Origin of the sequence: Pseudomonas fluorescens (assembly GCF_004683905.1) — a bacterium.
In the GTDB taxonomy this organism is placed as follows: Bacteria; Pseudomonadota; Gammaproteobacteria; order Pseudomonadales; family Pseudomonadaceae; genus Aquipseudomonas; species Aquipseudomonas putida_A.
Genome location: NZ_CP038438.1, coordinates 2,821,707 through 2,836,292 on the forward strand (window position 1 = coordinate 2,821,707; position 14,586 = coordinate 2,836,292).

At 57.6% G+C, this 14,586-nt stretch carries 23 protein-coding genes; 20 read left to right on the forward strand and 3 right to left on the reverse strand.

Annotated features, from left to right (window positions below):
• Window positions 1–210 precede the first annotated feature (210 nt).
• Complete coding sequence (locus tag E4T63_RS12810) at window positions 211–411, forward strand: hypothetical protein (protein ID WP_095668776.1); 201 nt, start codon at window positions 211–213, stop codon at window positions 409–411.
• Here the strand turns inward: E4T63_RS12810 and E4T63_RS12815 are convergent.
• A complete protein-coding gene (locus tag E4T63_RS12815) occupies window positions 400–819 on the reverse strand; it encodes a hypothetical protein (protein ID WP_179294921.1) in 420 nt (139 codons plus the stop codon). The two genes, E4T63_RS12810 and E4T63_RS12815, sit on opposite strands and share 12 nt — an antisense overlap.
• Here E4T63_RS12815 and E4T63_RS12820 point away from each other — a divergent pair.
• Both E4T63_RS12820 and E4T63_RS12825 read left to right on the forward strand, forming a co-directional pair.
• On the forward strand, window positions 809–1,141 hold the full coding sequence (locus tag E4T63_RS12820; protein WP_085747314.1) for a phage holin, lambda family: 333 nt from the start codon (window positions 809–811) through the stop codon (window positions 1,139–1,141). The genes E4T63_RS12815 and E4T63_RS12820 overlap by 11 nt on opposite strands.
• A 59-nt stretch (window positions 1,142–1,200) precedes the next feature.
• A complete protein-coding gene (locus E4T63_RS12825) occupies window positions 1,201–1,431 on the forward strand; it encodes a DUF7681 family protein (protein WP_135295643.1) in 231 nt (76 codons plus the stop codon).
• Window positions 1,432–1,442: 11 nt separating this feature from the next.
• Here E4T63_RS12825 and E4T63_RS12830 read toward each other — a convergent pair whose 3' ends face one another.
• A complete protein-coding gene (locus E4T63_RS12830) occupies window positions 1,443–1,772 on the reverse strand; it encodes a hypothetical protein (protein WP_135295644.1) in 330 nt (109 codons plus the stop codon).
• A 979-nt stretch (window positions 1,773–2,751) separates the two neighbouring features.
• On the opposite strand from E4T63_RS12830, the gene E4T63_RS12840 reads away from it, so the two are divergent.
• From E4T63_RS12840 to E4T63_RS12895, 12 genes are all read left to right on the forward strand, one after another.
• Entirely contained in the window at window positions 2,752–3,375 is a 624-nt protein-coding gene (locus tag E4T63_RS12840; protein ID WP_135295646.1) for a putative metallopeptidase, read from the forward strand.
• A gap of 31 nt (window positions 3,376–3,406) precedes the next feature.
• A complete protein-coding gene (locus E4T63_RS12845) occupies window positions 3,407–3,922 on the forward strand; it encodes a DUF2280 domain-containing protein (protein WP_245223443.1) in 516 nt (171 codons plus the stop codon).
• Complete coding sequence (locus E4T63_RS12850) at window positions 3,919–5,256, forward strand: terminase large subunit domain-containing protein (protein WP_135295647.1); 1,338 nt, start codon at window positions 3,919–3,921, stop codon at window positions 5,254–5,256. The genes E4T63_RS12845 and E4T63_RS12850 overlap by 4 nt, the downstream gene beginning before the upstream one ends.
• Window positions 5,256–6,716, forward strand: coding sequence for a DUF4055 domain-containing protein (locus E4T63_RS12855; RefSeq protein WP_135295648.1), 1,461 nt, complete (start codon window positions 5,256–5,258; stop codon window positions 6,714–6,716). The genes E4T63_RS12850 and E4T63_RS12855 overlap by 1 nt, the downstream gene beginning before the upstream one ends.
• Window positions 6,634–7,746, forward strand: a complete 1,113-nt coding sequence (locus tag E4T63_RS12860; protein ID WP_209318232.1) for a minor capsid protein — start codon at window positions 6,634–6,636, stop codon at window positions 7,744–7,746. Before E4T63_RS12855 ends, E4T63_RS12860 begins: the two co-directional genes overlap by 83 nt.
• An 8-nt stretch (window positions 7,747–7,754) precedes the next feature.
• Complete coding sequence (locus tag E4T63_RS12865; RefSeq protein WP_135295649.1) at window positions 7,755–8,243, forward strand: DnaT-like ssDNA-binding protein; 489 nt, start codon at window positions 7,755–7,757, stop codon at window positions 8,241–8,243.
• A gap of 76 nt (window positions 8,244–8,319) precedes the next feature.
• The gene (locus E4T63_RS12870) at window positions 8,320–8,586 is read left to right on the forward strand and encodes a hypothetical protein (RefSeq protein ID WP_135295650.1); all 267 of its coding nucleotides are present in this window, start codon (window positions 8,320–8,322) and stop codon (window positions 8,584–8,586) included.
• Window positions 8,587–8,671: 85 nt separating this feature from the next.
• A complete protein-coding gene (locus tag E4T63_RS12875) occupies window positions 8,672–9,445 on the forward strand; it encodes a hypothetical protein (RefSeq protein WP_135295651.1) in 774 nt (257 codons plus the stop codon).
• A 3-nt stretch (window positions 9,446–9,448) separates the two neighbouring features.
• Window positions 9,449–10,426, forward strand: coding sequence for a major capsid protein (locus tag E4T63_RS12880; protein ID WP_135295652.1), 978 nt, complete (start codon window positions 9,449–9,451; stop codon window positions 10,424–10,426).
• A 55-nt stretch (window positions 10,427–10,481) separates the two neighbouring features.
• The gene (locus E4T63_RS12885) at window positions 10,482–10,787 is read left to right on the forward strand and encodes a HeH/LEM domain-containing protein (RefSeq protein WP_135295653.1); all 306 of its coding nucleotides are present in this window, start codon (window positions 10,482–10,484) and stop codon (window positions 10,785–10,787) included.
• 10 nt (window positions 10,788–10,797) lie between these two features.
• On the forward strand, window positions 10,798–11,175 hold the full coding sequence (locus E4T63_RS12890; RefSeq protein WP_135295654.1) for a hypothetical protein: 378 nt from the start codon (window positions 10,798–10,800) through the stop codon (window positions 11,173–11,175).
• 2 nt (window positions 11,176–11,177) lie between these two features.
• On the forward strand, window positions 11,178–11,570 hold the full coding sequence (locus E4T63_RS12895; RefSeq protein WP_135295655.1) for a hypothetical protein: 393 nt from the start codon (window positions 11,178–11,180) through the stop codon (window positions 11,568–11,570).
• Between the two features lie 16 nt (window positions 11,571–11,586).
• Here the strand turns inward: E4T63_RS12895 and E4T63_RS12900 are convergent, their stop codons facing one another.
• Window positions 11,587–12,042 (reverse strand): hypothetical protein, encoded by a 456-nt coding sequence (locus tag E4T63_RS12900; protein WP_135295656.1) that lies wholly within the window; start codon window positions 12,040–12,042, stop codon window positions 11,587–11,589.
• A gap of 107 nt (window positions 12,043–12,149) precedes the next feature.
• Between E4T63_RS12900 and E4T63_RS12905 the strand changes: the two genes are divergently transcribed.
• From E4T63_RS12905 to E4T63_RS12925, 5 genes are read left to right on the forward strand one after another with little or no spacing between them, the layout of a single operon-like run.
• On the forward strand, window positions 12,150–12,746 hold the full coding sequence (locus tag E4T63_RS12905) for a hypothetical protein (RefSeq protein ID WP_135295657.1): 597 nt from the start codon (window positions 12,150–12,152) through the stop codon (window positions 12,744–12,746).
• Window positions 12,743–13,171: a phage tail terminator-like protein gene (locus E4T63_RS12910; RefSeq protein WP_135295658.1), complete on the forward strand. Its 429-nt coding sequence runs from the start codon at window positions 12,743–12,745 to the stop codon at window positions 13,169–13,171. The genes E4T63_RS12905 and E4T63_RS12910 overlap by 4 nt, the downstream gene beginning before the upstream one ends.
• A 39-nt stretch (window positions 13,172–13,210) precedes the next feature.
• Window positions 13,211–13,870, forward strand: coding sequence for a phage tail protein (locus tag E4T63_RS12915; RefSeq protein ID WP_135295659.1), 660 nt, complete (start codon window positions 13,211–13,213; stop codon window positions 13,868–13,870).
• 9 nt (window positions 13,871–13,879) lie between these two features.
• Window positions 13,880–14,260, forward strand: coding sequence for a phage tail assembly chaperone (locus tag E4T63_RS12920; RefSeq protein WP_135295660.1), 381 nt, complete (start codon window positions 13,880–13,882; stop codon window positions 14,258–14,260).
• Window positions 14,261–14,313: 53 nt separating this feature from the next.
• Entirely contained in the window at window positions 14,314–14,583 is a 270-nt protein-coding gene (locus tag E4T63_RS12925; RefSeq protein WP_245223460.1) for a DUF1799 domain-containing protein, read from the forward strand.
• The last annotated feature ends 3 nt before the right edge of the window (window positions 14,584–14,586 follow it).

Sequence of the window (14,586 nt, forward strand, 5' to 3'; positions counted from 1 at the left end):
GGCCGGTAGTGCGGCGCATCTGAAAAACACCGGCAGCCCGCGCACCCTGGCCTCACATTGCTTTCGGGGTGGCGCGAGACTGGATCAGCGAGATCGATGCAAAGGGGCGTCGACGTTGAGAAGGCCTTTGGCCGACAGCTCGGAAAGACGAGCGCACCTATTCAGGGCCTCTGTATTCGCAGGGGCTCTTTCGCATCTAAGAGGTAGACGATGAAGAGCGAATACCGGCAGATCGTTGAGTCGATCATTTCACAGGAAGCCAAATTGGCTGAGGTGAAGCGAATGCACGCTGAGGCTGTCGCCCGTCTAGAGCAAACAACTGAGTGGGTAGCGTTCAATGAGGCCAGCCTGGAAAAGTATAACGACAGGCTGGCTGAGCTTGAGGCCGGGCTAACTCTTTTAGAAACCTAAATGGCTTGCAAGGAGATTGGGGTATTTGATTGGTCCTTTGGTCGCTCTCACTCTGTTCAATACATCGACCACAACCATGATGTCCTTGCTCGAGTCGAATTCACTGCCGGTCCAAAGCCGCGTGCAGAGGCTATCCGCTGTCAGATCGGATTCGAAAACATAAAATGAGGACGTTTCGTCCCAAGGGACTTCTTTCGCCAGTTCCTTTACCTGCTTCACAAAAGAGGTGTAACGCTCATTGTATGTGTCGTCTGCCTCAAATCTGAAGGTCACTATAAAATTTGCCATGGTTCCATCCTTTGTCGCGATTGTAGGGATCTCGACGATAGCACGGAGCCATATGTCCGCCACCAAGCGGGCTTTTTTATTCCCGACTCCCTGACGGGGAGGAACCGAGATGCCAAACATGCCAGACAAACCAGACACATGGGCGATAGCGCTTGCGTGGTTGAGCCAGCATTCGCCGATTCTCTATGCGGCTGCGCTGTCCTGCGCGATGGCCGTTTTGCGGATCACTTACGGTGGCGGTACACGTCGCCAGATGCTGGTGGAAGGCGCCATCTGCGGCGGCCTAACGCTGACCATCATCAGCGGGCTGGATTTCTTCGGCCTTCCTCAGAGCATGGCCACCTTTGCCGGCGGCTGGGTCGGCTTCCTGGGAGTGGAGAAGATCCGGAACATTGCGGATCGGGTGACTGACTTCAAGTTGCCGAGCCGCAAGGCCGAGTAAGTCGCGACACGTTTCGAGAATCATCAAGTTGTGTCGCGACACGCGACGAGGAGAGCAACATGGATAACCAGCACAAGAAGATCACCGGCTACCGCGATCTGACCCAATCTGAAATCGACGGCATGAATTCGATCAAGACTCTTGAGGCGGGCGCCGGCGAATTGTTCAAACAAATCGGTCAGATTGAAGGTGTCGACCCGCGACTGCTGGCATTGGCCAAGACCAACTTGCAGCAAGGCTTCATGTGGTTCGTTCGCTCGATCGCAAAACCCGCTGATCCTTTCAACTGATGTTCATTGGTTCATATGCGGACTTCGTACAAGTTCCAGCAAGCGTTGATGGCCTCTTCGCGGGTGACAAAGAGTGTTTTCGCTTGTTCTGGGTGCGGAATTTTCAGGTCAGTAATGGGGCTTAGCAAAGTCAAAAAATCCCGAGGATCGCGATTCACGTGCACTTCCTGCATCTGATTCAGTAAATAGCCCTCTGCCGTAAGAATCGCGACAGCTGCCTCCTTGTGATTACGGGCAAAAGCGATCGCGGTCTCATTTGCCTTATCGCGATTCCCGAGCAGCAGCATGGAGGCCGCGAGCTGCACTGCGGCCTGGCCTGCCTGGTTTATGAAGTCAATCATGTCCAATAGATCCTTGTGGTTGGCTTATCCGACATTGGGGGTCGTTTCGTGCGAAATCAAGCTTTGGTTGGATCGCAGCGACCGGTACCGTCAGCCGAATAGGGCCGAAAGACGAAGTCACGGTGTTCGGTCTCGGGCCAAAGTGCCACGACCTGCAATGTCTGGGTGCGATGCTGCTCGGCGAGCAGAAACTGATTGATGTGCTACTGGATGGCGGGGAAGAGTTGGTGTGCCGCATGTGAATGCGGCACGAAAACTAAAATTTTCTGCGCTTAACGGCTCGGGAAGACGACACATTGCACCAATGGCTGGGACGCTGCGATGCACTCCTCACCTCGTTCGTGCAACGGCTGATAGAGGCTTCCCAAAATAAAACCCATGATCGCCCAAATAACGCAGTAGATCTTAGGGCGTTCTTTTGGGCCATCTGTACCATTTGCGTACGCGATGCCCTTCCGCAGCTGGCGGGCTAACAAGTAAAGCAAAGGGCATAAAACTGCTAAAGCAAAGCTGAATAGGCCAATCGTAGGGGTCATGTCTGTTTCTCAAAAGCTGATAGGGAGCTCAATCCTTTGTGCGGTTCTCAGTCCAGCCAAAAAATGACGTCATTTTAATGACTGCCTGATTGGATCCAACTAATACAAGCAACACGCCATCTTTTCAATCCCTCCTTCTAACTATCAGTGAACCCTTATGACAACCAAGCAACCCGACTGGGAGGCGATCGAACGAGCCTGCCCAGCCGAGATTGCAAACATCAGGGCTTACTGAGCAGGCAAGCAACAATTCCGGGCTCTACGCATTCCGGAGCGATCATGAAAATGATGACTGCTACTGCAAGTACTAAGTAAATCGTGTTTTTCATCCTGCGAGCCTCGTTGGTTACTGAGCGCTCATTAGGCCCCGGCTGGCTCGCACATTGGCGGGCAATCTGCCCCTCTTTTGGGGGCGAACTCTGAATTGAGAAGGTTCTTCTGGTATGAATCGGCCGCGTCCTCCTGCGTCATTGGTCGAGCTATCCGATCTTTCGGATTTCGGCACCCGCCTGATGCCAGCCCCCGAAGTATGGGAATGGCTCCAGTCCGAAATCCTCGCCGACACCGGCAGCATCCACAACGAAGAACACGCCCATCTGATCGATGCGGACATTCGTGTGATGTGGGCGTCTGCTGCCTTCACGAAGAAGGGGCGCACGGTGGTGGGCCAAGCCGAACAGGTAGCGTTCCGCGCCGGCGGCTGGCAGAAGGCCCGGATGGAACAGCAGATGCGAGATTGGTTCGGCGACGTGCCGGCCTACAACATCACGCTGGCTGCCGACTACTGCGCCCAGTGTTCCGATGCTGACTTCTGCGCCTTGGTCGAGCATGAGCTGTATCACATAGCCCAAGCGACCGATAAGTACGGTCAGCCAGCATTCACCCAAGACGGATTGCCCAAGCTTGAGATGCGCGGACACGACGTTGAAGAGTTCGTCGGTGTGGTGCGTCGCTATGGGGCGAGCCCTCAAGTGCAAGAGCTGGTGGACGCTGCAAACAAGCCTGCTGAGGTAGGAAAAATGAACATTTCTAGGGCCTGCGGAACCTGTCTGCTCAAGTCGGCCTGATTCTGGACAGGCTCTGGACGGATGAAAATCTATGGCAGCCCTTCAAAACGACGTGAAGGCCTTTATTGTTCAGGCCTTGGCGTGCTTCGACACGCCGTCACAGGTTGTTGAAGCCGTCCAAAAGGAATACGGGATATCGGTGACCCGCCAACAGGTGGAGACACACGATCCCACAAAGACATCAGGGAAAGGCCTGGCCAAGCGCTGGGTGACGATGTTTGAAGATGCCCGCAAGCGCTTTCGCGAAGAAACTGCAGAGATCCCGATTGCGAACCGTGCATACCGCTTGCGAGCCATGAACCGGTTTGTTGAGCGGGCAGAGTCGCTGAAGAACATTGGCCTGGCCATGCAGATCCTTGAGCAGGCCGCGAAGGAAACCGGTGACGTGTATGTCAATCGGCGCATAGAGCCTGACAAGACTCTTGATGAAGAGATCAAGGTCCTTGAGATCGAGAAGCGCAAAGCCGAACTCAAGCTGATAGAGAAGGGTGGCGGCAACTCCAACGCCCAGCTTCTGGCTGATCTGATTGCGAGGCTGCCTTCATGATTGCCAATACCGGCAACCTATTGCTTGATCGCCAGTTGGCGCGCTGGTATCCGCTCAAGGATCACCCGGTGCAGCTCGCACTGGTTGCTGCTGTCGCGGAAGGCATTCGTTTCCCGTTGGTTCCTGCAGGTCGCCGGAGCGGTAAGACCGAGCGGTTCAAGCGCTTCCTGGTGAAGCAGGCATCCGCCTACACCGGCATGTACTTCGCCGCAGCGCCGACGCACGCTCAGGCCAAGAAGATTTTCTGGGATGACCTCAAGGCTTTCACGCTGAGCTGCATGCACAGTCGCCGGCCTTCTGAGTCTGACCTGATCATCTACCTGGACAACGGTAGCGAGATCCACGTCATCGGGTTGGACAAGCCGCAACGTATCGAAGGCATCCCTTGGACTGGCGGCGGTATCGACGAATTCGCCGACATCAAACCGGATGCCTGGGAGGCCAACATTCTCCCAGCGTTGAACACCGTCAACCCAACCATGCCGGATTACCGAGCCTGGTGCTGGCTGCTCGGTGTTCCGGACGGTCTGAACCACTATTACGACCTGTGCATGCAGGCTGAGTCGGGCAGTGATCCGAACTTCCGGGTGTTCCACTGGAAGTCGGCCGAGATCCTGCCGCCCGATGTGATGGACGCGATGAAGCGGGCCATGTCGGCAAAGCAGTTCAAGCAAGAATTTGAAGCCTCGTTCGAAACAGCGTCTGGCCGGATCTACGAGGACTACAGCAAAGCGAACGTCACGAATGCCGCCATTGAGCCGCACGAGCAACTGATGTGGATGCACGACCAGAACTTCACACCTCTGTCATCCGCGATCGGTGTCCGGCGCAACGACGGCAAAGACCTTTATCTGCTGGATGAGATCGTGCTGATCAGCGCTGTATCGAAGCAGTCGGCTGCTGAGTTCGTGGACAAATTCAAGGACCACAAGAACAAGCACGTCCTGATCTATGGTGACCCTGCGGGCAAGGCCGGCGAAAAGCACGGCCACGCCTCTGACTACACCGACATTGAGGGCGTGCTGAAGGCCAATGGCTGGACGTACACGCGCAAGGTCAAGCCGGCGCACCCGTCCATCAAGGATCGGCAGAACGCCGTTCGGGCAAAGATCCTGACCGCGTCAGGCGAAACCAGCCTGTTCATCAACCCTGTTACAGCGCCTTGGTGCCACAAGGGATTGAGCACGGTTCAGCTTCAGGCTGGGTCAACGTTTCAGGAAGACCAGAAGAACGACTACCAGCACATCACCACGGCGATAGGCTATTGCATCGACGTTGAGTGGCCGTGCATCAAACGCACAGGCGGAACACGCCGAATTGGAGGCTTGGCCTGATGCCAGTGCAATCGACAAACCCGGACTACGACGCGCACATCGCCGAGTGGGAGATGATGGATGACGCGCTTGAGGGTGAGTGCGCCGTCAAGCGCAATGAACGCAACCTGCCCAAACCGAGTGGCATGGTTGAGGCCGAAAAGCTCGACGCCGCCGGTAACAAGTACCTTTACGCGAACTACACGGCCCGCGCTCAGTACGAACACTGGGTGCGCGACTCTCTGCGCTCGATGATGGGGTTGGTGTCTCGGTTGATCCCGGAGATCGAATTGCCCGCCGGCCTGAAAGGGCTGGAGGACAACGCCACAGCGGACGGCTTCGGCCTGAAGCAGTTGTTCTTCCGCATGGTGCGCCAGGCTATCTCGCACGGTCGGGTGCCGCTGGTGGTGAACATTGATGAGCGCGGTGAGCCGTATCTCTCGACGTATGCCACGCGCAACGCCATCAACTGGGACACCGCAGATCGGGGCGGCCGGCAGGATCTGGTCCTTTCGGTGTTCCGCGAGTTTCGCAAGAAGGGCGGCGATCGCTACAGCCACGACTGCGACACGGTTTTCCGTGAGTTCTTCATGCAGAACAGCGTTTGCTACACCTCGGTACGCAATGAGGGTGGCGAACTCGTCGAGGACGAGAAACCCCTCGGCACTACGGGCACTGACAACCGTCTGGTCAAGGGGCTGCCCTACCTGCCGGTGATCTACTGCGGTTCGACCGACAACTCGCCAGACGTCGACGAGGTGCCACTGCTGACCATGGCGCGGGCCGCGTTGAAGTCGTATCAGCTGAGTGCCGACTACTTCACCGCGCTGCACCAAACCAGCCATCCGCAGCCGTGGGTATCGGGTCTCGATGACTCCGTAGAGCTCAGCGTGACCGGGCCATCGGCGGCATGGGATCTTGGCCCGAATGGTAAGTGTGGCTATTTGGAATTCCAGGGCGCCGGCGTTGAGGCTGTTCGCAAGGCCATGGATAGCCAGAAGAGCGCGGCGCTTGAAGCAGGCGCCAAGGTCATGGACGTGGGTGGCACTGAGTCGGGCGAGGCGCGCAAGACACGCCAGAACGATCAGCATGCCACGTTGCATAGCATTGTCATCACGGCGGCAGAGGCGGTGGAGCAGGGCCTGCGGTATGCAGCTGAGTGGAAGGGCTACGACCCCAAGCAGGTCAAGTTCAAGGTGAACCCTGAGTTCGTGACCCCGGTGGTCGACGCCCAGGTGCTCGCCGAGCTGCTGAAGGGCGTGATGGCCGGGACGATCAGCGCTGACACCTACTGGCAGTACCTCACCACCGGCAAGTTGCCGGATCGCCCATATGAAGACGAAGCCGACCTGATCAGCGATGAGCGGGAGTCGGCCGGCATCAACCTGGATAAAGACGATGCCAACGACAAACCTGGCGCAGGCAGACAGCCAACTGCTGGAGCAGACGACGCGCCACTCGGTAATGCTGGAGCGGCTTAAGGCCGGCGAGGTCAAGAAGTTCGAGAAGTACCTTCGCCAGATCGACACGCTTGTGCGGGTGCAGTTGACCCGCAAGGAGCTGACCACCTACAGCCGGGACCGCCTTGAGCAGTTCCTGGCTCGTGTGGACGGAAAGCTGCTCGAGATCTACAAGGCCTACGGCGATCTGGTGCAGACAGATCTGGTCGATATCGCTCTGTACGAGTCGACCTTCGAGGCCAACAGCCTGAGCAAAGCGCTGTCCATCGACGCGGTGGTGCCGACCAACACGGTGATCCGCGCGGCGGTGTTCTCCTATCCGCTGCAGGTCAAAAGCATCGACGGCGGCAAGCTGCTGAAGAGCTTCATCAGCGGCTGGTCGCGCACTGAGACGATGCGGGTCACGAACACCATCCGCCTCGGCTTCGGCCAAGGCCAGACCAACGCCCAAATCATCCAGGCTATTCGCGGTAACGCGGCGCAAAACTTCACGGACGGCATTCTTGCGGTGAGCAATCGCAACGCCGCCTCCGTGGTGCAGACTGCGATCCAGCATGTGGCCACCACGGCGCGGATGGAAACGCTGAGGGCCAACAGTGACGTGGTGCTGGGTTACCGCTGGGTGTCGACGCTCGACCGCAAGACCTCACAGGAGTGCAAGGGCCTAGACGGCATGCGCTTCGATTTGGGCAAGGGGCCTTTGCCGCCGGCGCACATCAACTGCCGGTCGACTACAGTGCCGACCACCAGGCTTTCGGAGATGTTTGCCAAGGACGCCACGCGCGCTTCGGTGGGCGACAATGGTGGCGCGCAGGTTGATGCCAGCCTGAACTATTACGAGTGGCTGGCAACGCAGCCGGCGAGCTTCCAGGATCATGCCCTCGGGCCGGTCCGGGGCAAGTTGTTCCGCGATGGAGGGCTGACGCCGGAGAAGTTCGCCAAGCTGCAGCTCGACAAGTCGTTTAAGCCGCTGACCCTGGCGCAGCTTAAGGAAGCCGAACCCGACATGTTCACCCGAGCAGGCGTTACACTCGGCGCTCAACCAAGTTGAGATGGCACATGCAGATCATCGTTGAGGACGGGAAGGGCAGGCCGGACGCTAATAGCTTCGTGCCTCTGGAGAAGCTGACCTTCTACCGCGACTACTACGGGTTCAGGATCCCTGCAACTGAGGCCGATCAGGTCGAACTGCTGCTGCGCGCCGCAGCCGATATCAACGCTCGTCAATGGAAGGGCAGCAAGGCCAATCCCAAGCAGGCTATGGCCTGGCCGCGACATGACTGCAAGATCGAATATCAGACTCTCTCAGAGACATTCGTGCCCTTTGAGCTTGAGTGGGGCCAAGTACGGCTGGCAGTTGAGTTATACGCCGCCGAGCAGGGGTTTAAGATCGAGGAGCCGACTCACTGCGCTGAACCAAACGGCCGGCGCACACGGTTGAACCGCGATACGCCCGGATTGCGCATGCGCCCGCCGCCATATGCCCCGAGCAGGACGCAGTTTGCGGATTACCTAGTGACGCGTGGTTTGACGGTCGTACCGAGGTGAGTTAGTTCGTCACATCACAGTATCGCCAAGAGTTGTCAGGTGGCACAGTCCAGCTTCCCCAAATGGAGTTCGAGAAGTGTCAAAAACAGCCAAGGAATACCTCGATACACAGCTTCCTGAAAAACCTGATCCGGAGCACGATTCAGGCTCACAATTCATTTTCGCGATCCTCGATTTCAAAGAAATCGAACCTGATGATGTAACTGCCAGCATGAAGAACGAAATCATCGCCTTGGCAATACCTAGACTTCACCTAGCTTATCCATGGGCCTCGGCAATTGTTCCAGATCAGATGGGTGTAAATCCCAGCGGATGGCTGATGCATTTCAAAGTCATACGATAAATTTGTAAAAACCACACAAAACCTCGGCCATGCCGGGGTTTTTTTATGCCCGTCAGGCGGGCCAACCAATCCCCAGGGGATACCCATGCCATTTGAATTTGACCCGGCCGCCGCTGGCCTCACCCTCGACGCAACTCAAACCGCAGCCCTCCAAGAGGCGCTTGGCGGAAAGGTTCAGGAGTATCTGGACAAGGAAGTAAACGGGCTCAAGTCCAAGAATCAGGAATTGCTGGGCTCCAATCGAACCATCAAGACCGAATTGGACAAGCTGAAAGGTCAATTCGAAGGCCTGGATCTCGACGCGGTGAAGGGCTTGCTCGCCAAGGTGGGTCAGGACGAAGAAACGAAGCTGATCGCCGAGGGCAAGATCGACGAGGTGATCAATCGCCGCACCGAACGCCTGCGCACCGATTCAGATAAACAGATCAAAGCCGCCAACGAGCGTGCCGACAAGGCCGAAGCATTCGCTGCCAAGTACAGCGACAAGGTGCTGGCCGATTCCATCCGCGCTGCAGCGATCAAGGCCGGCGCGCTCCCCGAGGCTGCCGAGGACATCATCTTGCGCGCCCGGGGCACTTTCAAACTCAGTGAAGACGGCGAGGCAATTGCCACCGACCGTGACGGCGAGGTCGTTTACGGGAAGGACGGGAAAACCCCGCTGTCGCCGCTCGAATGGGCGGAATCGCTGCGTGAAACAGCAACACACCTGTGGCCAAGGGCTCAGGGTGCCGGTCCGACCGGCGATCAAGGTGGCAAGGCCACGAAGAAATGGGGCGAGTACACCGAGCAGGAGCGCGCCGCGCTGGCCCGGGACAACCCCGACGCATTCAAAAAACTCCAGGCCACCAAAGGAACCTAATCCATGGCAACTACCCAACTGACCGACATCTTCGTCGGCGACTACTACGCCTCGCTGGCACCGGTTAACGGCCCGGAAAAGACTGCTGTTTACGAGTCGGGCATCGTGACTCGTTCGCCTGTGCTGGATGCGATCGCCTCCGGCAGTCAAGGCACCGCCGAGATCAGCTACTGGCAGGATCTCAACGCCGATGAGGCCCCGAACCTCAGCAACGATGATCCGAACGATCAAGGCGAAGTCGGTAAGGTCGAGCAGGACAGCATGCGTGCCCGCGTCCTGTACCTCAACAAAGGTTACGGCGTAACCGATCTGACTGCCGAGCTGGCCAACACCGAGCCACAGCAGCAGATCCGTAACCGCTTCGGCACCTACTGGACTCGTCAGTGGCAGCGCTACACCCTGGGTGCCGCTCGCGGCATCATCGCCTCGAACATCGCCAATAACGGCGGTGACATGGTCATCGATGCGGGCGCGACCATCAACGCCAATGCCTTCCAAGACGCCGCGTTCACGGCGGGCGACGCTGCTGATCAGTTCGGCGCGATCGGTGTGCACTCGGTGGTGATGAACCAGATGGTCAAGCAAGACCTGATCGAGTACCTGCGCGACTCCGACGGCAAGATCATCCTTGCCACCTACCTGGGCAAACCTGTTTTTATGGATGACGGCCTGATCTATGGCGCTGGCAAGTACCTGTCTGTGTTCTTCGGCCAGGGCGCTTTCGGCTACGGCGAAGGTGCTCCGAAGGTGCCGGTCGAGCTGGAGCGTAAGCCGGGCGGCGGCAACGGCGGCGGTGCGGAAGTGCTGTGGGAGCGGAAGACTTACATCCTCCAACCTGCCGGCTTCAGCTGGAAGGGTTCCGAGGCTCAGAACCTCAGCCCGACCGCGACCCAGTACGCCGCTGCCGCCAACTGGCAGCGTGTGTTCAGCCGCAAGCAGGTCCCATTTGCCGCTGTGATCAGCGGTACCACCACGCCGTAATCCGGCCCATACAACCTGGCGCCCGTATGGCGCCGGGATGCTTTTGAGGTGACTCATGAAAGTGATCTACACGGACAAGCCGGGCAAAGAGCGCGGCGTATGCTACCGCCTGCTGAGCGAGTTCTTCGGCGTCATTGGCACTGCTACTGAGGTGGTCATCGAGGGCGATGCGCCTGAAATTTACGATGCATACGAAGCGGCCGGTATCAAAGTTTCGGACGGTAAGGAGCCAGAAAACACCGAAACTGACCCTCTGAAAATGAAGGTCCCCGAGCTGAAAGAGTGGCTGACGGCGAAGGGCATCACCTTCGACGCAGCTGCCAAGAAAGAAGACCTGCAGGCTCTGGTGCCAGCCGAATAAGGACATGCACATGACCGACTTCATCACCGTTGCCGATGTTGACGCTTCGCTGGGTCCTGGCTGGGCCGGCACCGGTGATCCGGTCCTTGCTGTGACCATGGCCAACGCCTGGCTCACGGCCAAGATCAAGCGGGTTGTTCCCGATCCGGTTCCGGCCGAGATCAAAACAGCCGGCGCCCAGGTCGCCAAAGAAGCGGCGGCGGGCAAGTTGTACACGGCCACTCAGAAGGAAGTGCAAAGCAAGACGGTATCGGCTCAGTCCGGCACGTCCGTGAGCAAGACCTACGTGGCCGGATCTACTGATCAGTCGGCGGGTGTGAACTTCGCTCTGGCGCTGCTGGAGCCTTGGATCAAGCGCTCCGGCGTGATGATGCTGAAAAGGATCTGATCATGGGTATGCGCGAAGAGATTCAGGCTGAATTGGCTGAGGCGTTCGATGATCCCGACGGCCTGGCTGACGCGGTCCAGCCGCTGGTGGGCGTGCGGATGGTTCCCGGTGAGTATGACCCCGACTTGGGCGGCGAGACGCCGGAGACCACCGTCATGTACATGGGGCGAGGTGTCTTGGGTAGCTATTTGTCCAAGGAAATCGACGGCTCACTGATCCAAACCACCGACAAGAAGCTACTGTTGCTGCAAAACGAGCTGTTCGTTTCGGAGGTTGGCGTGCCGACTGCGGTGCCTGCCGCGCCGGCCATCGGCGATATCGTCAACGGCATGCGCGTGATGAATGTGTCTGCCGATCCTGCTGACGCGACGTGGACCGCTCAGCTAAGAGTGTGAGCAATTTAGTGCTTAGTTACTGCCCGTGTAGCTCAATATAGGATTGGACTTGATCCACGATTAAAGTCTTTTGCATGGAAAAGTTATAAGGGTATCGGGCAGCAATTTTTGTTGAAGTTCTGCTCAAAGTCTCTGCGGGCATTCCGTCGGGTTTGTAGGTTTTGAGAAATTCATAGCTCTCAACCTGATCAACGATGAGCGTTTTCTGCATCGAATAATTGCTGGGGTATCTTGCTTCGATTGGACGCTTTATTTTCTCCAATAGTCCAGCAGGTAGCGTGCTTGGGTTGTATTTCTCAAGGAAGTCATACGAGCTAATTTGGTCGCTGAGAAGCACTTTTTGCATAGAGAAATTATCGGGGTATCTGGCTTCGATCTGCTCTCTCATGGCGCTAATCGCTTCGGGAGGAGCGCTATACGCGAATGCGGGCATGAGCATCAAGGTGGCGATTGCAATTCCAATTATTTTCATAATGAATTCCTTGTTAGAAAACCCTGGCTTCGCGGGCTTGAGAGTTTCAGCGACTCAATTGTTCAGTTCGTGAACTGAATGACAGTTTTATTAAGCGAGAAGATGCTATGTCATCCAGGCTTTCTAGCCAATCCGGCAGCTTCGCCCTGAGCCTAGCCGATTTCGCCGCGCAGACCAGCGAAGCCATCGACGCGAGTGTGCGCGAGATCATCATTGAGGTCGGCAGCAGCCTTATCCGTATGTCACCGGTAGGCAACCCGGAGATCTGGACGCAGAACGTTGTTGCGACCCAGTACAAAAAGGCCGTCGACGAGCACAACGCTGCGCTGCGCAGCGATCCGGCCAACCTCACTAAAGGCGGCAGGCTCAAGAAAGGTCGCAAGCTCAACGACGGCATGGACATCGTCGCACCGAAAGGCTATGTCGGTGGTCGCTTCCGCGCGAACTGGCATATTTCCCTCGGCGTGGTCGAGAGCGTCACCTTCGACGAGGTTGACCCGAGCGGTGCCGAGACTACTGCGGCGCTGGTGGCAGCAATGAGCGACTTCACCGCCGGCCAGATGGCCTACATCATAAACAACTTGCCCTACGCGATTCCGCTGGAGTTCGGTCATTCGACCCAGGCCCCGAGCGGCATGGTCCGGGTAACCGTGGCTCGCTTCCAGCAGATCGTGCAGGAGGCCATCAGGAACAATCAGGTATGAGTCACGCACGCGCCCGTCAGGCCATCGAAACGAAGCTGGCCGCATGGTCGGCTGCGCGTCCAATACGAGTGGCCTATTCAAATCAGCCATTCACGCCAAATCCATCTGAAACCTACCTCCGAGCTTTCCAGCTACCAGCTAGCACCACCTGCCGTTACCTCGGTGGGGACGCCTACGAGTACACCGGCGTCTATCAGATCAGCATCGTCTGTCCATCTGCCCAGGCCATGGCCATCGCAGAGACGCTTGTTGAAGAGCTGACACAGCTCTTTCGCGCAGACACGCCACTGGCCCGCAACGGGTTCGATGGCCTCATCACTGAGCCCGTAGATCAGGGGCCAACTATCACTGAGTCCGCGACCTATACGGTCCCGGCCAGCTTCACCTACGCAGGTGTCGCAGACCAACCGCCCGCTGGGGCATAACCTACCGCCGTCAGGCGGGCATTCAAGAGGAAACACACCATGGCCGCACGCTTTCCGCTGCCGAACGGCGCTGTGCTGGAGATCGCCAGCGTTATGGGATCCGCCGTCGCTTTCACCGCGCTGACCAATGCGAAACCGCCAGTCGCTGCTTCCGTAGGCCACAGCATCGAAAATGGCGACGTTTTGCTGATCAACTCCGGCTGGGCGTTGATCAATGACCGTGCAGTAAAGGCGTCCGGCGTTACCGTTGATGCATTTGCGCTGGCCGGACTCAATACCACCAACACCGACAAGTTCACCGTCGGAGCAGGGGCCGGTTCCGTGATCCCGGTGTCCGGATGGACGCAAATCTCGAAAGTCACTTCTTTCACATCCTCCGGCGGCGAGCAGCAATACCAAACTGTCGGCTACCTGGAAGATGACGATGACAAGCAGTTTCCAACCAACCGCAACCCAACCACGATCACCATCGTGGTGGAGGATCAGCCGACCGCTCAATACGTCGAGACTGTCGAAGGCTTCGATGACACCAAGGAACTTGCCGTCGTGCGCATGAAGTTGCGCAATGGCGATCAGATCCTCTATCCGGGTTATGTGAGCATCACTCCAGATCCGACCATGGAGCGCAACAACGTCATGACGCGCACCATCAGCATCGGGCTTTCTGCTCGTTCGCTCCGTTACTTGGCCGGCGCATAAGGATTTCCCATGGCAAAGATCAGGATCGCTCAGAACCCTACGTTCAAAGCCAACGTGCACATTCCAATCGTTGGGTGTGAGCCCGAGGCAATCGAGTTCACCTTCAAGTATCGCGATCGCCCGGCACTCGCCGCGCTGTTCGACGAGTGGAACAGGAAGGCGAAGGAAATGCGCGATGGGTTCGGGGAAGGCACCACATTGTCAGATGTCGTTGCTGCCGAAACCGAATATCAGGTGCAGCAGGTCAAGGACCTGGTCGCGGGCTGGGGCTTCGATGACAAGTTCGACGACAAGAGCATCCTTGCCCTTGTGAAGTCATGCCAAGGTACTGCCGAAGCGGTAGTGAATGCCTACCAGAGCGCATTCAATCAGGCCCGGCTGGGAAACTGAGGGCAGCAGCCGCAGCGTTGTACGAAAGCGGGCCATCTGCTGAGCAGTTGGCAATCCTCGGGCTGACGGCTGCCGATTTGTCGGGTGACGATGTAGAGGTCTGGCCATGCAACTGGTCGGCCTTTCTCCTGTTCAACCGAATGTCCACGCAGTGGCGGGTCGGCACCGGTGGCCCGATCGGCCTCGATTACAACTGCATTCGCGACGTAGCCGGCTTCCTCGGCATCAAGAAAAAGAAACTCGCTGAAATCTTTCCTGACCTGCAGGTGCTGGAAAGCGAAGCCCTGCGCGTCATGGCGGAGGAAAGGGAATACAGCCCGTAGTTA

What these genes read in the sequence shown, in the direction of transcription:
- E4T63_RS12810 (WP_095668776.1), top strand. Translation starts at nt 211, where the DNA reads ATGAAGAGCGAATACCGGCAGATCGTTGAGTCGATCATTTCACAGGAA.
- E4T63_RS12820 (WP_085747314.1), top strand. Translation starts at nt 809, where the DNA reads ATGCCAAACATGCCAGACAAACCAGACACATGGGCGATAGCGCTTGCG.
- E4T63_RS12815 (WP_179294921.1), bottom strand. Translation starts at nt 819, where the DNA reads ATGTTTGGCATCTCGGTTCCTCCCCGTCAGGGAGTCGGGAATAAAAAA.
- E4T63_RS12825 (WP_135295643.1), top strand. Translation starts at nt 1,201, where the DNA reads ATGGATAACCAGCACAAGAAGATCACCGGCTACCGCGATCTGACCCAA.
- E4T63_RS12830 (WP_135295644.1), bottom strand. Translation starts at nt 1,772, where the DNA reads ATGATTGACTTCATAAACCAGGCAGGCCAGGCCGCAGTGCAGCTCGCG.
- E4T63_RS12840 (WP_135295646.1), top strand. Translation starts at nt 2,752, where the DNA reads ATGAATCGGCCGCGTCCTCCTGCGTCATTGGTCGAGCTATCCGATCTT.
- E4T63_RS12845 (WP_245223443.1), top strand. Translation starts at nt 3,407, where the DNA reads ATGGCAGCCCTTCAAAACGACGTGAAGGCCTTTATTGTTCAGGCCTTG.
- E4T63_RS12850 (WP_135295647.1), top strand. Translation starts at nt 3,919, where the DNA reads ATGATTGCCAATACCGGCAACCTATTGCTTGATCGCCAGTTGGCGCGC.
- E4T63_RS12855 (WP_135295648.1), top strand. Translation starts at nt 5,256, where the DNA reads ATGCCAGTGCAATCGACAAACCCGGACTACGACGCGCACATCGCCGAG.
- E4T63_RS12860 (WP_209318232.1), top strand. Translation starts at nt 6,634, where the DNA reads ATGCCAACGACAAACCTGGCGCAGGCAGACAGCCAACTGCTGGAGCAG.
- E4T63_RS12865 (WP_135295649.1), top strand. Translation starts at nt 7,755, where the DNA reads ATGCAGATCATCGTTGAGGACGGGAAGGGCAGGCCGGACGCTAATAGC.
- E4T63_RS12875 (WP_135295651.1), top strand. Translation starts at nt 8,672, where the DNA reads ATGCCATTTGAATTTGACCCGGCCGCCGCTGGCCTCACCCTCGACGCA.
- E4T63_RS12880 (WP_135295652.1), top strand. Translation starts at nt 9,449, where the DNA reads ATGGCAACTACCCAACTGACCGACATCTTCGTCGGCGACTACTACGCC.
- E4T63_RS12885 (WP_135295653.1), top strand. Translation starts at nt 10,482, where the DNA reads ATGAAAGTGATCTACACGGACAAGCCGGGCAAAGAGCGCGGCGTATGC.
- E4T63_RS12890 (WP_135295654.1), top strand. Translation starts at nt 10,798, where the DNA reads ATGACCGACTTCATCACCGTTGCCGATGTTGACGCTTCGCTGGGTCCT.
- E4T63_RS12895 (WP_135295655.1), top strand. Translation starts at nt 11,178, where the DNA reads ATGGGTATGCGCGAAGAGATTCAGGCTGAATTGGCTGAGGCGTTCGAT.
- E4T63_RS12900 (WP_135295656.1), bottom strand. Translation starts at nt 12,042, where the DNA reads ATGAAAATAATTGGAATTGCAATCGCCACCTTGATGCTCATGCCCGCA.
- E4T63_RS12905 (WP_135295657.1), top strand. Translation starts at nt 12,150, where the DNA reads ATGTCATCCAGGCTTTCTAGCCAATCCGGCAGCTTCGCCCTGAGCCTA.
- E4T63_RS12910 (WP_135295658.1), top strand. Translation starts at nt 12,743, where the DNA reads ATGAGTCACGCACGCGCCCGTCAGGCCATCGAAACGAAGCTGGCCGCA.
- E4T63_RS12915 (WP_135295659.1), top strand. Translation starts at nt 13,211, where the DNA reads ATGGCCGCACGCTTTCCGCTGCCGAACGGCGCTGTGCTGGAGATCGCC.
- E4T63_RS12920 (WP_135295660.1), top strand. Translation starts at nt 13,880, where the DNA reads ATGGCAAAGATCAGGATCGCTCAGAACCCTACGTTCAAAGCCAACGTG.